Source organism: Micromonospora sp. NPDC047707, assembly GCF_040704235.1.
In the GTDB taxonomy this organism is placed as follows: Bacteria; Actinomycetota; Actinomycetes; order Mycobacteriales; family Micromonosporaceae; genus Micromonospora.
In genome coordinates, this window is the sequence record NZ_JBEYSU010000042.1 from 1 (window position 1) to 13961 (window position 13961).

The window sequence follows — 13961 nt, forward strand, 5'->3', positions numbered from 1 at the left end:
GCTGGGGTGCCGCGTGCCGGGGCGCCCGCCCCGGGGGGCCCCACTGCCGGGGGGCCCCCCCCACGTTGGGCCGCCGCGCCCCCCCCGGGGGGGGCCCCCCCCCGCGCCCGGGGGAGCGGGCGCCGCGCGGCGGGAATCAGAAGGCGAAGAGGGAACCGGTCTCGCGCAGCAGTTCGCAGCGGTTGCCGAAGGTCTCGGCGTACGACACCGGACGGTTCCGCCAGAACCCGACCGCCCGGACGGTCACCGGGGCGTACTCCAGGGTGCAGAGGCCGGTGTTGACGCTCAGCGCGGCCAGATCGCCGTCGACCGCGGCGACGTCCTGGCAGGCGGACGTGGCGTACGGGTGGGTGCCGCCGGTCGGCTCGCACCGCAGCGCGGCGGCCCGGGGCGCGCCGGTGGTGTGCGGGACGACGCTCAGCAGCAGCACGGAGGTGGTCTGCCCGGTGGGGGCGGCGTGGGCGGGGGTGGCCGCGACGGTGAGCGCGGTCGTGCCGAGGACGGCCGCTGCGGAGAGCGCGGCGATCCGCTGGGCGAGGGGCATCGTGTGTCCTTCCGTCGAGGCCCCGGGTAGGGGCCGGTCGTCGGCCCGGCCGTCGTGTGACCGGGCCGCCGACCACCCTAGGTGGACACTGTGAACCCGCCGCGTAACGGAGTGTTACGTGGGCTCGACCACGGCGGCGACCTCCCGCGCGTCCCCGGGCCGTCCCACCGGCACGCCGGGCCGCGGGCCCGACGACAATCATTTGTGAACTCAATCGACGCAGAGGATTGTGTCCCCGATCACCCTCTGACATTCTCCTGCATGGACGCTGCCAGCGACGGTCGCCAATCCTGGGTGCCGCGCTGCGGCGACGCCTCTTTTCCTGGAGGAACCCTCGTGAAGCGCAGACGTCGCCATCTACTCGCAGGACTAGCGGTCGCCGCTCTCGTGGCGACGACGGGTGCCGCGGGCATCCACTTCACCGGCGCCGAGGTGCCGGCCGCCGCGGCGGTCGGGGACGGCGAGATGCCCAACGCCCTGGGCGCCCATCTGGAGCGGCTGCGGCGGGCGGCGCCCGGCAACGACGGCATGTCCCCGGACGGCCCGGGCGGCGCCGCCCAGCAGGAGTTCCTGGAGCGGGCATACCCGGCGAACGACATCAGCATCGCCGAGGTGGATCGTGCCAAGTCCGCGTACGCGGCGGCGGAGAAGCGGTTCCGGGGCAGCCAGCGCTGGACCAGCGTCGGCCCCAGCGAGGCGTTGTACCCGTTCACCGAGTTCCGCAACGCCTTCAACTACGTGCCCAACGAGTACGTGGCGGGCGGGCGGGTCACCTCGCTGGACATCAGCCCGGACTGCAACCAGCTGCTCTGCCGGGCGTACGCGACCCCGGCCGGCGGCGGTGTCTGGGGAACGTTGAACATTCTCGCCGCCGAGCCGAAGTGGTTCTATCTGGGCGGCCCGCTGGGGATCAACGCGGCCGGCTCGGTCAAGATCGACCGTAACGACAAGACCGGCCTGACGATCTACGTCGGCACCGGCGAGGCGAACACCTGCGGCTCCGGCTGCGTCGCCGGCGTCGGCCTCTACAAGTCCACCAACGGCGGTCTGACCTGGTCGAGTCCGCTCGGTAAGGACGTGCTCTCCGGCAAGGGCATCGCCGAGATCACCATCAAGCCGGGCGACCCGAAGACCATGTACGTCGCCACCACCATCGCGCTGCGCGGCATGTCCAGCTCCTGCTGCACCGGCGTGACCCGGCCGGTGCCGGACGCCGAGAAGTGGGGCCTGTACAAGACCACCGACGGCGGCAAGAACTGGACCTTCCTCCACAACGGCTCGGCCAACGCCGCCGACTGCACCGGCAGCGCCGCCGAGTACGCGAACACCGCCGCCTGCTCCCCGCGCGGCGTCCGCTACGTCAAGCTCGACCCGAAGAACTCCAACATCGTGTACGCCTCGTCGTACGCCCGCGGTGTCTGGCGTTCCCCGGACGCCGGCGCCACCTGGACGCAGATCAAGACCTCGCTGAACCCGGCGGTCTTCCAGACCCGCGCCGCGATCGACGTCACCGCCCTGCCCAACGGCAAGACCCGGATGTACGTCTACGAGGGCAACATCGGCAACCCGTACTCGCGGCTGTTCCGCAGCGACGACGTGGCCGCCGGCGCGCCCACCTTCACCGACCTGACCAGCTCGAACCCGGCCGACCCGGGCTTCGCCACCTACAACCAGTGCACCGGCCAGTGCTGGTACGACGTGTTCGTGCACACCCCGGCCGGGCATCCCGACGTCGTCTACACCGGTGGCTCCTACGTCTACGGCGAGACGGTCGCCCACAAGCGGGCGGTCGTCCTCTCCACCGACGCCGGAGTCAGCGGCACCGACATGACCTACGACGGCACCGACGAGCTGCACCCGAACGGCCTGCACCCGGACCAGCACGCGCTGGTGACCAACCCGCGCAACCCGTTCCAGTTCTTCGAGGCCAACGACGGCGGCATCATGCGCTCCACCGGCCAGTTCGTCGACCGTTCGGCCTGGTGCGACAACCCGGACCGTAACCTCACCACCCAGGCCCAGAAGGACCGCTGCAAGCAGATGCTCTCGAAGATCCCCGCCAAGCTGGAGGGCGTCAACAAGGGCATGAACACGCTGCAGTTCATCAGCCTGTCGGTCAGCCCGCACGACGTGAACCTGCTCCAGGGTGGCACGCAGGACAACGGCACCTGGGAGAACAAGGGCGAGCGCCGGCGCTGGGTCAACACGATGATCGGTGACGGCGGCGCCTCCGGCTTCGACGTCGGCAAGCCGGAGTTCCGCTTCCACACCTTCTTCGACGTGTCGCCGGAGGTGAACTTCGACAACGGTGACATCGCCGACTGGATCTGGACCGCGGACCCGATCTACGGCCAACCGGGCAACCTGTTCTACGCCCCGGTGATCAGCGACCCGAAGGTCAGCGGCACGATGTTCGCCGGCACCGCCCGGACCGTCTACCGCACCAAGACCTTCGGCCTGGGTGACCGGACCCTGGAGGAGGCCAACCGGATCTGCAACACCTGGACCGGCACGTACGAGGCGCAGTGCGGCGACTGGGCGGAGCTGGGCACCACCCGGCTCACCGACGCCGCCTGGGGCGACCGGGCCGGCGGCGCGGTCTCGGTGGTGCAGCGGGTCGACACCGACTCGTCCACCGCGTACGCGGCCACCAGCACCGGCCGGGTCTTCGTCACCCGCAACGTGGACGCCGAGCCGGCCTCCGCGGTGACCTGGACGCGGATCGACAACGCCAGCACGCCGGGCCGCTTCGTCACGAGCATCCACGTCGACCCGGCCGACCCGGCCCGGGCGTGGGTGTCCTACAGCGGTTTCAACTCGAACACCCCGACCACGCTCGGCCACGCGTTCGAGGTGAAGGTGGCCGGCGCGGCGGCGACCTGGACCGACCGGTCGTACAACTTCGGCGACCAGCCGATCACCGACCTGGTCCGGGACGACGTCACCGGTGACCTGTACGCGTCCACCGACTTCGGGGTCCTGCGCCTGGCCAAGGGCTCGACCAGTTGGACCAAGGCGGCCGGTGGCATGCCGAACGTCGAGGTCGCCGGGCTCACCATCGTGCCGGGCAAGCGGATCCTCTACGCCGCCTCGCACGGTCTCGGCGCCTGGCAGCTCAAGCTGAAGTAGGTAGACCATCAAAGGCACCAACCGGGTGGGGGGCCGCGCGAGCGGCCCCCCACCGCTGCCCGGGGCGGCCGGCCGTGCCTGGCGTACCCTCGGCGCGGCGTTCGTCATCCTCGTGTTCGTCCCGCCGCTGCTGCTCCTGCTCTCCGGCTCGCTCACCGAGCCCGGCCTGCCGCCGTCACCGACGCCGCGGCTGGTCCCGGACCCGGTCTCCACCGCCGGTTACGAACAGGCCCTGGAGATCGGCGGGCTGCTGCGCGCCTCGCTCAACTCGGTGCTCGTCGCGGTCGTCGCCGTGCCGCTGAGCGTGCTCGTGGCCGCGCTCGCCGGGTTCGCGCTGGCCCGGCTGGCCCCGCGCACCACCGCCACCGTCGTCGCCGCCTCGCTGGTCGCCCTGATGGTGCCGGCCACCGCGCTGCTCGTGCCCCGGTTCGCGATCTTCCGCGCGCTCGGCCTGACCGATACCCTGGTGCCGTTGATCGCCCCGGCGCTGCTCGGCACCTCGCCGCTGTACGTCCTGGTCTACTACCTGGCCTTCCGGGCACTGCCGCGGGACCTGTACGACGCCTGCCTGGTGGAGGACCTCTCACCCATGCGCATATGGTGGCGGGTCGCCCTCCCGCTGGTCCGCCCGGTCACCGCCGCGCTCACCGCCCTCACCTTCGTGCTGACCTGGTCGAACTTCCTCGACCCACTGATCTACGTGTACGACCGCGACCTGTTCACCCTGCCGCTGGCGCTGCGCTCGCTGTCGGTGCTGGACCCGACGAACTTCCCGGTGTTCCTCGCCGGGGCGGTCCTCGCCACCGTGCCGGCCCTGCTGGTGTTCGTGCTCGCCCAGCGCCGTTTCCTGCACCACGACGATCCGACGGGACGGGACCGCCCATGAGACCGAAGACGCTGCTCGCCCTGCTGCTGTCCGGCACGCTGCTCGCCACCGGCTGCGGCACCGGCTCCGGCTCCGGATCGTCGAAGGACGAGTCGGGTCCGGTGCGGCTGCTCGTCTTCGGCGCTCCCGAGGAGTTGGCCGCGTACCGCACCCTCACCGAGGCGTACCGGAAGGCCCGCCCGGGCACGGACGTGCAGCTGGTCGAGGCGAGCGACCGCAAGGACCTGCTGGCCCGGCTCGCCACCTCGGTCGCCGGGGGCGCTCCGCCGGACCTGTTCCTGATGAACTACCGCTTCTACGGCCAGTTCGCCGCGAAGAACGTGGTGGAGCCGCTGGACGAGCGCATCGCCGGCTCCGACGCGATCGACCCCGCCGACTACTACCCGGTGGCGATGGACGCCTTCAAGTGGGGCGGCAAGCAGCTCTGCCTGCCGCAGAACGTGTCCAGCCTCGCCGTCTACTACAACCGCACCCTGTTCGCGAAGTACGGGGTGCCCGAGCCCAAGGCCGGCTGGACCTGGAACGACATGGTGAGCACCGCCATCGCGATGACCCGCGACTCCCGGGGCGTGCCGGTCAAGGGCACCGAGAGCGAGGGCGCCGCCGCCCGGCCAACCGTGCACGGGCTCGGCATCGAGCCGTCGATCATCCGCGTCGCCCCGTTCGTCTGGTCCGCCGGCGGTGAGATCGTCGACGACCCCGACAAGCCGACCCGGCTCACCCTGGACACCCCGGTCGCGCGGGAGGCGCTGAAGAACATGGTGGACCTCCGCCAGGCGTACGGGGTGGTGCCCACCGACGAGGAGGTCGAGGCCGAGGACGACGAGTCCCGCTTCGCCAACGGGCGGCTCGCGATGCTGATGTCGTCGCGCCGCTCCACCACCACGTTCCGTTCGATCACCGACTTCGAGTGGGACGTCGCCCCGCTGCCGGTGTACCAGAAGCAGGTCGGGGTGCTGCACTCCGACGCGTACTGCATGACCCGGGGCGCGAAGCGGAAGGACGCCGCGTGGCGGTTCCTGGAGTTCGCCATCTCCGCGGAGGGGCAGCGGATCATCGCCGCCACCGGCCGGACCGTCCCGTCGCACATCGGCGTGTCGCAGTCCCCGGCGTTCCTCGGCCCGTCCCAGCCGCCGCGCAGCGCCAAGGTGTTCCTCGACACGATCCCCACCGTCCGGGCCCTGCCCACCGTCTCCACCTGGCCGGAGATCGAGGACGTGACGTACGGGATCCTGGAGAACGCCCTGTACCGGGGCGACCGGCTGGACGACGTCATCCGCGACCTGGACCAGCAGACCCGCCCGCTGTTCGCCCGCGGTGAGCACGGGTGAGCGAACCCGGTCTGACCCTGGACGGGGTGTCGGCCGCCTACCGGGGCGCCACCGTCCTGCACGAGGTGGACCTGACCGTGGCCCGGGGCGAGCTCCTCGTGGTCCTCGGCCCGTCCGGGGCGGGAAAGTCGACGGTGCTGCGGGTGGTGGCCGGCCTGGAGCCGGTCACCGCCGGCCGCGTCCGGATCGCCGGCCGGGACGTCACCTCCGACCGTCCCGGCCGGCGCAACGTGTCCATGGTCTTCCAGTCGTACGCCCTCTTCCCACACCTCACGGTCGCCGAGAACATCGCCTTCGGCCTGGAGGTCCGGGACACGCCACGGGCGGTGGCCCGGGAGCGGGCCCGGGCGGCGGCCGAGACGGTCGGCTGCGCCGGACTGCTGGACCGGCGACCGGGGCAGCTCTCCGGCGGGGAGCGGCAGCGGGTCGCCCTGGCCCGGGCGTTGGTGCGGGAGCCGGACGTCTTCCTGCTCGACGAGCCGTTGTCCAACCTCGACCTCGCCCTGCGCGTCGAGATGCGCGCCGAGTTGCGCGCCCTGCACGACCGGCTCGGCGCCACGATGGTGCACGTCACCCACGACCAGACCGAGGCGCTGGTGCTCGCCGACCGGATCGCGGTGCTGCGCGACGGCCGGGTCGAGCAGGTCGGCAGCCCCGACGAGATCTGGCGGGCCCCGGCGAGCACCTTCGTGGCCCGGTTCGTCGGCTCCCCGGCGATGAACCTGCTTCCCGCCGACGGCCCGGTCCGCCCCGCCGGGGACGCCCCGCCGGGCGTGCCGGCGGGCGGCCTCCAGATCGGGTTCCGGCCCGAGGCGGTCGCCCTCGACCCGGTGGAGGGGGCGGCGGCCACCGTCGCCCGGGTCGAGGTGGTCGGCGAGGACGCGTACGCGTACCTCACCCTCGCGTCGGGGCAGCCGGTGGTCGCCCGGGTGCCGGCCGCCCGCCGCCCCGAGCGGGGCGCGGCCGTCCAGGTCGGGGTCGACTGGGCGGACACCCACGTCTTCCACGCCGACTCCGGTCTCCGGTACGCCCCGTGAGCGCGCCGAGTGAGCCGGGGCTGGTGAGCCCGGCGGTCACGAGCGAGGACGGCACCGTGAGCGCCCGGAGCGAGCCGGATTCGCGGGCGCGGCGGGCTCGGCCGGACACCCGCTCCCGGCGGCAGTTGGCGTTGATGCTGGCGCCGTACCTGGTCGGCCTGGTCGGGCTGGTGCTGCTGCCGGCGGCCGTCACCCTCGCCCTGGCGTTCACCGAGTACGACCTGGTGAACCCGCCGAGGTGGGTGGGGCTGGACAATCTCGTCGCGCTGGTCGACGACCCGGTGTTCCGGGTGTCGCTGACCAACTCGCTGGTGTTCGCGCTGGTGGCCGTACCCCTGCGGGTGCTGCTCGCCCTCGGCCTGGCGCTGCTGCTGCACCGCCGGGCGTTCGGGGTCGGCACCGCCCGCGCGGCCGCCGTGCTGCCCACCGCGGTGCCGGAGATCGCGTACGGCCTGCTCTGGCTGTGGCTGTTCAACCCCCTGTACGGCCCGATCAACCAGGTGCTGCGGGTCGGCGGGGAGAACGGGCTGACCGCCCTGGGCCGCACGCCGCCGCAGTGGCTGACCGACCCGACCGACGCCCGCGCGGCGATCATCCTGATGAGCGTCTTCACGATGGGGGAGACGTTCGTGGTGCTGCTGGCCGCCCGGCGGGCGCTGCCCCGCGACGTGTACGAGATGGCCGCGCTGGAGGACGCCACCGGCTGGGACGTGTTCCGTCGGGTCACGCTGCCGCTGATGGCGCCGGTGCTCGCCCTGCTGGCGGTGCGGGACGCCGTCGCGAGCCTGCACTTCTCGTTCGTGCCGGCGTTCGTGGTCACCGACGGCGGCCCACCTCCGTACGCCACCACGTACCTGTCCCTGTTCATCTACCGCACCGGGTTCGAGTACCTGCGCTACGGCTACGCCGCCGCCGCGACGCTGGTGATGATCCTGCTGACCGTGGCGGCGGTGGTCGTGCAGTGGCGGCTGGTCCGCCGGTACCGGGCCTTCTACCGGCTCTGACCGGCGGGAACCGCCCGGGTTGCCAGCGCGTCGCAGGTGGCGGAGGTTGACGTCATGCGAAGAACATCGGTCCTGCTGACCGCCGTCGGCCTGCTGTGCTGGCTGAGCGCCTGCTCGTCCGCACCGGATGTCCCGCAGCCCGGTGCGTCCGGCCCGTCGGCCGCCGGTACGCCCCCGGCCCCGTCCGGCCCGGCCGCCACCGCCCGACCCGGACCGTCCGGGCCGCCCGGCGGTCCGTCAGCCGCGCCGGTCCCGTCCGGCACGGGTGAGCTGCCCGGCCCGTTGCCCTTCGGCGCCCGTACCCTCACCGGCACGGTGGAGCGCGCCGGCGAGTGCACCATGCTGCTGGTCGGTGAGCGGCGGTGGGCCCTGAGCGGCGACGCCGCGGCGGCGCTGCGCCCGGGCGCCCGGGTGACCGTGCGGGGCACGATCGCGCCGCTCCCGGCCGGCTGCGGAGACCGGGAGGACCTCGCCCAGACGGTCGCCGTCACCCGCGTCGACCCCGCCTGACCGGCCGTCCTGCCGGCGTGTAACACCCGCCGCACCGGGTAGGTCGCGCGGATGGAGTTGGTCGAGGAGTCGCCGTACCGCTTCCGCATCGACCGGCACGACCCGATGCGGGTGCCGGGGGTGGTGTTCGCGTCCGAGTCGCTGCTGCCCGACGCCGGGGCGGACAAGTCGCTGGAGCAGGTGGCCAACGTCGCCACCCTGCCGGGCATCGTCGACGCCTCGTACGCCATGCCCGACATCCACTGGGGCTACGGCTTCCCGATCGGCGGGGTCGCGGCCACCGACGTCGAGCACGGCGGGGTGGTCTCGCCGGGTGGGGTGGGTTTCGACATCTCCTGCGGCGTCCGGCTGCTCGCCGCCGACCTCGACCTCGCCGGGCTGCGCCCGAAGCTCGACGCCGTGATGGACGGCCTGGGGGAGTCGACCCCGCGCGGGATGGGCAAGGGCGCGGTGTGGCACCTGTCGAAGGGTGCGGAACTCGACGCGGTGCTGCGCGGCGGGTCCCGGTACGCGGTCGAGCGCGGCTTCGGTGTGGAGCGGGACCTGGAGCGCTGCGAGGACTACGGCGCGGTGGACGACGCGAACCCGGCGCAGGTGAGCGAGCGGGCCATCGAGCGGGGCGCGCGCCAGGTGGGCAGCCTCGGGTCGGGCAACCACTTCCTGGAGGTGCAGGCGGTCGAGGAGGTCTACGACGAAACGGTGGCCACCGCGTTCGGCCTGCGGCCGGGCCAGGTGACCGTCATGATCCACAGCGGCTCCCGGGGCCTGGGCCACCAGATCTGCACCGACTACGTCCGGCGGATGGAGAAGGTGATGCGCCAGCACGGCATCCACGTGCCGGACCGCCAGCTCGCCTGCGCCCCGGTCGACTCCCACGAGGGACGCGCCTACCTCGGCGCGATGGCCGCCGCCGCCAATTACGCGCGGGCCAACCGGCAACTGCTCGCCCACGCCGCCCGTACGGTCTTCCGCCGGGTCACCGGCAGCAGCCTCGACCTGGTGTACGACATCTCGCACAACCTCGCGAAGATCGAGACCCACGGGACCGACGGGGACTCCCGGCGCCTCTGCGTCCACCGCAAGGGCGCGACCCGGGCGTTGCCGCCGGGGCACCCGGAACTCCCGGCCGACCTGCGGGACGCCGGGCAGCCGGTGCTGATTCCGGGCTCGATGGGCACGGGTTCGTACGTCCTCACCGGGGTGGCCGGCTCGCCCGCGTTCGCGTCCACCTGCCACGGGGCGGGCCGGGTGCAGAGCCGCAAGCAGGCGGTCAAGGCCGAGCGCGGCCACGACCCGCGCCGCCAGCTGGAGGACCAGGACATCGCGGTACGCGGTGCCTCCCGGCGTGGGCTGGCCGAGGAGATGCCGGCGGCGTACAAGGACGTGTCGGCGGTGGTCGCGGCGGCCGAGGGGGCGGGGCTGTGCCGCAAGGTGGCCCGCGTGGTCCCGATCGGCGTGGTCAAGGGTTGACCGGCGGGTTCTCGTACCGCCGGTGGGTGGTCGCGCGGCGCCTCACACGTCGAGGGTCACGGCGCAGGACCAGCCCGAACCGTCCGGGCCGAACCGCAGTTCGTGCAGGGCGACCGCCTTGGGGACGGCGCCGATCAACTCCACCCCGTCGGTGCTGACCGTGTGCCAGCGCACCCGCAGCCCGCCGTCGCCGTCGTCGGTGACCTCGGTGCGCAGCGGCAGCTCTCCGACCGTGTCCATCCGGAAGATCACCTCGTCGAGCACGTCCACCAGCAGGTCCTGGTCGTCGGCGGGCGGGGCGTGGAACTCCCGTTCGGCCTCCGGGAGGGCCGCGGCCGGGTCGGTGAAACTGTCCACCAGGGCGGTGACCGCCTCCGCCACGCACGTCTCCCGGGTCGGTGCCCACGCCTCGATGCGCACGTCCGCGGTGTGCGGGACGCACCGGTGGCCGTGCTCCGGTCGGGAATCCACAGCCCGATCATCCGGCAGCCCGGCGCCCGGTGGGGCGGGTTGCCCTCCGGGGCATCCCGGAGAGAACCCCGGATTTCGGGCCGATGGGCTGGCCGTCCGGCGGATAGAAAGGGAGACTACAGGTACCGACGCTACTGGAGGTGCCATCGTGGCCGCCCGACGACGACCCCTGGTCCGGCTCCTGCTCGGCCTGTTCGCCGTCAGTCTCGTGCTCTGCTGCGGTGGGGTGGCGGCCGGTGGCTGGGCGTACAGCCGGGCCGGCACCGACACCGTCGACCAGGTCGAGTTCACCCGGCCGCTGGCCGTCCCGCCCCTCGCCGAGTCGCGGGTCGACGAGCGCGGGCGGCGGGTCTTCGACCTGCTCGCCCGCGACGGGCGACGGGATTTCCACGGTGACGGCCGGTTGACCCGCACCGCCGGCTTCGACGGTGACTACCTCGGGCCCACCCTGCGCGCCCGGCGTGGCGAGCAGGTCGTGGTCAACGTGGTCAACCGGCTGACCGGCCGCACCAGCGTGCACTGGCACGGCATGCACCTGCCGGCCCGGATGGACGGTGGTCCCCACCAGATGATCCGGCCCGGCGCCACCTGGTCGCCCACGTGGACGGTCGACCAGCCGGCCGCGACACTCTGGTACCACCCGCATCCGCACGGCGAGACGGAGGACCACGTCTACCGCGGCCTCGCCGGCCTGTTCCTCGTCGACGATGACCGTGCGGCCGCGGTGCCGCTGCCCCGGCGCTACGGGGTCGACGACGTCCCGGTGATCGTGCAGGACCGGAGCTTCTCCGGCGACGGGCAGTTCCGCAAGACCCGCAACATGATCAACGCGATCGGGGTGCTCGGTGACACGCTGCTGGTCAACGGCACGGTCGGGCCCTACCTCGACGTGACGACCGAGCGGGTACGGCTACGGCTGCTCAACGGCTCCACCGCCCGGCTGTACAACTTCGGCTTCGCCGACGACCGGCCGTTCGACCTGATCGCCAGCGACGGCGGGCTGCTGGCCCGCCCGGCCCGGCTCACCCGGGTGCAACTGTCGCCCGGCGAGCGCGCCGAAATCGTGGTGACCGTCAAGCCGGGGGAGCGGGTCACCCTGCGCAGCATCGCCCCGGACCTGGGCGCCGGTTTTCTCGCCGACCGGTTCGCCGGCGGCCGGGACCGCTTCGACGTGCTGCAACTGCGGGCCGCCGACCGGCTCACCCCGTCACCGGCGGTGCCCGGCACGCTGGTCCCGATGGAACGGATCGACCCCGGCTCGGCGAGCGTGACCCGCCGCCTGGAGTTCGCCGGCCGCGCCATCAACGGCCAGTCGATGTCCATGGACCGCATCGACTTCGCCGCCACCCGGGACACCACCGAGGTGTGGGAGGTGGTCAACATCGACGGCACCCCGCACAACTTCCACGTCCACGACGTGCAGTTCCAGGTGCTCTCCGTCGCCGGGGCGGCCCCGCCGCCGGAACTCGCCGGCTGGAAGGACACCGTCTACCTGGCACCCCAGCGACCGGTCCGGGTCGCGATGCGCTTCACCGACCACAGTGACCCGGACGTGCCGTACATGTACCACTGCCACCTGCTGTACCACGAGGACGCCGGGATGATGGGCCAGTTCGTGGTCGTCGAGCCGGGCCAGCGACCGGGCCGCCCGCCCGCGCACAGCGCCCACGCCGGGCATGGCTGACGCGGCCCGCGCCGGCCACCGCGCCGCGGCGGGGCGGCGTACGGTCGGCCGATGCGGATCACCAAGTTCACCCACTCCTGCGTCCGGATCGAGCACGACGGGCGGGTGCTCGTGATCGACCCGGGCACCTGGAGCGAGCCGGCGGCGCTGGCCGGCGCCGACGCGGTGCTGGTCACCCACGAGCACACCGACCACATCGACGTGCTGCGGCTGGCCGGCCTGGGCGTGCCGGTCTTCGCCCCGGAGGGGGCCCGGCTGCCCGCGTCCACGCCGCTGCCGGTGACCCGGGTCGGCGCCGGGCAGCGCTTCGACGCGGCGGGGTTCGCAGTCACCGCCACCGGTGGCCGGCACGCGACCATCCACGGTGGCCAGCCGGCCTGCGCCAACCTGGGCTACCTGGTGGAGGACGCCGTCTACCACCCGGGGGACTCGCTGCACCCGCCCGGCCGGCCGGTGCACACGCTGCTCGTTCCCGCGCAGGCGTCATGGCTGAAGCTCACCGAGGCGATCGACTTCGCGGTCGCGGCGGGCGCGGCCCGCACGGTCGCGATCCACGACGCCCAGCTCAACGACCGGGGGCTGGCCAGCGTCAACGGCTGGTTCGGTGAGACCGTCCCCGGCTACCGGTACCGGAGACCCGGCGAATCGATCCCACCCGAGGAGGAGTGACATGTCGCTGAGGACGTACGCGGCCGACGAGCGGGAGATGCTGCTGGTCTTCCTGCAACGCCAGCGCGACCAGGTGGTGTGCGGCGTCGCCGACTTCCCGGAGGACGCCCCCCGGGTCACCACGCCCAACGGCCTGACCGTCCCCCGGCTGGTGGGCCACCTGCGTGACGTCGAGCGGTGCTGGCTGCGACGGTGGTTCGCCGGTGAGAAGGACCTGGCCGCGTTCGGCCTGGACACCGACGACCTGGGTGTGCCACCCACCCCGGACCGGGTGCCGCTGCCCGAGCTGGTCGCGGCGTACGTGGCCGAGTCGCGCCGCTGCGACGAGGTGGTCGCCGCCCACGGCCTGGACGACGTGGCGGCGAACGGCCGGCACACGCTGCGGTGGATCCTGCACCACCTCGTCGCCGAGACCGCCCGCCACCTCGGTCACCTCGACCTGCTCCGCGAGGCGGCCGCCGGCGGTCCCGCGGACGGCCCGGTCGACGGCGGTGCGACCGTCATCACACCGGCCCCGGCGGTCAGGCCGCGAACCGGGGCGTCGCCGCGCTGAGCAGCGCGCGCCGTGCCGCCACGCCCCAGCCGCGCGCCAGCTCCCCGGCCAGGGTGTCCAGCAGCCGGGGCACGTCCCGGTCGGCGCCGTCGTGCATCGCCTCGACCACGACGAGGACGCGGCCGGTCCCGTCGCGCACCGCCGACCAGCCGCTCTGCCGGTTGGTCCAGCGCCGCGCGTGGGCCCGCCCGATCTCGTCGGCGAAGACGACCTCACCCGGGTCGGGGTGCTCCTCGACCCCGGCGAACGTCAGGTACCGTTCGTCGCCCCGGGCGTGCCGCACCTCGATGCCGCCGCCGACATGGTCGACGTCGAGGATCCCGACCGGGATCGCGTACGCCGCGGACACCGCGTTGCCCAGGTCCACCAGCGGGTGCAGCACGGGCAGGTTGCCCTCGGTCCGCAGCCGTCGCAGCAGGGACTCCGCGGCGCAGCGGTAGCGGGTCGGGGCCAGGCCCATCCGGGCGAACGCCCGCCGCCACGCCTGGATCTCCGGGAAGCCGCCCTCGCTGCCGGTGGCGAGCCGCTCCCGCGCCCGCGCGTGCAGGTCGGCGACGGGCAGGTCGCCCCGCGGCTCGCCGGCCACGCCCTCCGCGTACAGGACGCCGACGACGAGGTCGGGGTGCTCCGCCCGGATCCGCGGCGAGTGCTGGAAGTACACCGTGAACCTCCG

At 73.3% G+C, this 13961-nt stretch carries 13 protein-coding genes; 10 read left to right on the top strand and 3 right to left on the bottom strand.

From position 1 onward, the window contains the following. Window positions 1-136: 136 nt before the first annotated feature. Window positions 137-544: an SSI family serine proteinase inhibitor gene (locus tag AB0873_RS28290; RefSeq protein ID WP_155332122.1), complete on the bottom strand. Its 408-nt coding sequence runs from the start codon at window positions 542-544 to the stop codon at window positions 137-139. Window positions 545-880: 336 nt separating this feature from the next. Between AB0873_RS28290 and AB0873_RS28295 the strand changes: the two genes are divergently transcribed. The 7 genes from AB0873_RS28295 (at window position 881) to AB0873_RS28325 (ending at window position 9911) form a co-directional block, all read left to right on the top strand. After that, window positions 881-3673: an exo-alpha-sialidase gene (locus AB0873_RS28295; RefSeq protein WP_366603469.1), complete on the top strand. Its 2793-nt coding sequence runs from the start codon at window positions 881-883 to the stop codon at window positions 3671-3673. A 25-nt stretch (window positions 3674-3698) separates the two neighbouring features. Then, window positions 3699-4559, top strand: a complete 861-nt coding sequence (locus AB0873_RS28300) for a carbohydrate ABC transporter permease (RefSeq protein ID WP_155332124.1) — start codon at window positions 3699-3701, stop codon at window positions 4557-4559. After that, window positions 4556-5890: a sugar ABC transporter substrate-binding protein gene (locus AB0873_RS28305; protein WP_366603470.1), complete on the top strand. Its 1335-nt coding sequence runs from the start codon at window positions 4556-4558 to the stop codon at window positions 5888-5890. Before AB0873_RS28300 ends, AB0873_RS28305 begins: the two co-directional genes overlap by 4 nt. Continuing rightward, on the top strand, window positions 5887-6927 hold the full coding sequence (locus AB0873_RS28310; RefSeq protein WP_366603472.1) for an ABC transporter ATP-binding protein: 1041 nt from the start codon (window positions 5887-5889) through the stop codon (window positions 6925-6927). Before AB0873_RS28305 ends, AB0873_RS28310 begins: the two co-directional genes overlap by 4 nt. A 134-nt stretch (window positions 6928-7061) precedes the next feature. Next, a complete protein-coding gene (locus tag AB0873_RS28315; protein WP_366603511.1) occupies window positions 7062-7931 on the top strand; it encodes a sugar ABC transporter permease in 870 nt (289 codons plus the stop codon). A gap of 54 nt (window positions 7932-7985) precedes the next feature. Next, window positions 7986-8441 carry a DUF5818 domain-containing protein gene (locus AB0873_RS28320; RefSeq protein ID WP_155332127.1) on the top strand — a complete coding sequence of 152 codons (456 nt, stop codon included), beginning with the start codon at window positions 7986-7988 and terminating at the stop codon, window positions 8439-8441. Window positions 8442-8492: 51 nt separating this feature from the next. After that, entirely contained in the window at window positions 8493-9911 is a 1419-nt protein-coding gene (locus tag AB0873_RS28325; protein ID WP_155332128.1) for an RtcB family protein, read from the top strand. A 42-nt stretch (window positions 9912-9953) separates the two neighbouring features. Here the strand turns inward: AB0873_RS28325 and AB0873_RS28330 are convergent, their stop codons facing one another. Then, window positions 9954-10382 (bottom strand): archease, encoded by a 429-nt coding sequence (locus AB0873_RS28330; RefSeq protein ID WP_196255963.1) that lies wholly within the window; start codon window positions 10380-10382, stop codon window positions 9954-9956. A gap of 148 nt (window positions 10383-10530) precedes the next feature. Here AB0873_RS28330 and AB0873_RS28335 point away from each other — a divergent pair, with 148 nt between their 5' ends. The 3 genes from AB0873_RS28335 to AB0873_RS28345 are packed head-to-tail and all read left to right on the top strand — an operon-like array spanning window position 10531 to window position 13288. Beyond that, window positions 10531-12066 (top strand): multicopper oxidase domain-containing protein, encoded by a 1536-nt coding sequence (locus AB0873_RS28335; RefSeq protein WP_366603475.1) that lies wholly within the window; start codon window positions 10531-10533, stop codon window positions 12064-12066. Between the two features lie 51 nt (window positions 12067-12117). Beyond that, on the top strand, window positions 12118-12735 hold the full coding sequence (locus tag AB0873_RS28340) for an MBL fold metallo-hydrolase (RefSeq protein ID WP_366603477.1): 618 nt from the start codon (window positions 12118-12120) through the stop codon (window positions 12733-12735). A gap of 1 nt (window position 12736) precedes the next feature. Next, entirely contained in the window at window positions 12737-13288 is a 552-nt protein-coding gene (locus tag AB0873_RS28345; protein WP_366603478.1) for a DUF664 domain-containing protein, read from the top strand. On the opposite strand, the gene AB0873_RS28350 is transcribed toward AB0873_RS28345, so the two are convergent. Further along, window positions 13257-13949: a phenylalanine--tRNA ligase beta subunit-related protein gene (locus AB0873_RS28350; RefSeq protein WP_366603480.1), complete on the bottom strand. Its 693-nt coding sequence runs from the start codon at window positions 13947-13949 to the stop codon at window positions 13257-13259. The two genes, AB0873_RS28345 and AB0873_RS28350, sit on opposite strands and share 32 nt — an antisense overlap. Between the last annotated feature and the right edge of the window lie 12 nt (window positions 13950-13961).

Bases quoted from the DNA above. Each gene is read 5' to 3' on its own strand.
- AB0873_RS28290 (WP_155332122.1), bottom strand. From the start codon at position 544: ATGCCCCTCGCCCAGCGGATCGCCGCGCTCTCCGCAGCGGCCGTCCTC.
- AB0873_RS28305 (WP_366603470.1), top strand. From the start codon at position 4,556: ATGAGACCGAAGACGCTGCTCGCCCTGCTGCTGTCCGGCACGCTGCTC.
- AB0873_RS28315 (WP_366603511.1), top strand. From the start codon at position 7,062: ATGCTGGCGCCGTACCTGGTCGGCCTGGTCGGGCTGGTGCTGCTGCCG.
- AB0873_RS28320 (WP_155332127.1), top strand. From the start codon at position 7,986: ATGCGAAGAACATCGGTCCTGCTGACCGCCGTCGGCCTGCTGTGCTGG.
- AB0873_RS28325 (WP_155332128.1), top strand. From the start codon at position 8,493: ATGGAGTTGGTCGAGGAGTCGCCGTACCGCTTCCGCATCGACCGGCAC.
- AB0873_RS28340 (WP_366603477.1), top strand. From the start codon at position 12,118: ATGCGGATCACCAAGTTCACCCACTCCTGCGTCCGGATCGAGCACGAC.
- AB0873_RS28345 (WP_366603478.1), top strand. From the start codon at position 12,737: ATGTCGCTGAGGACGTACGCGGCCGACGAGCGGGAGATGCTGCTGGTC.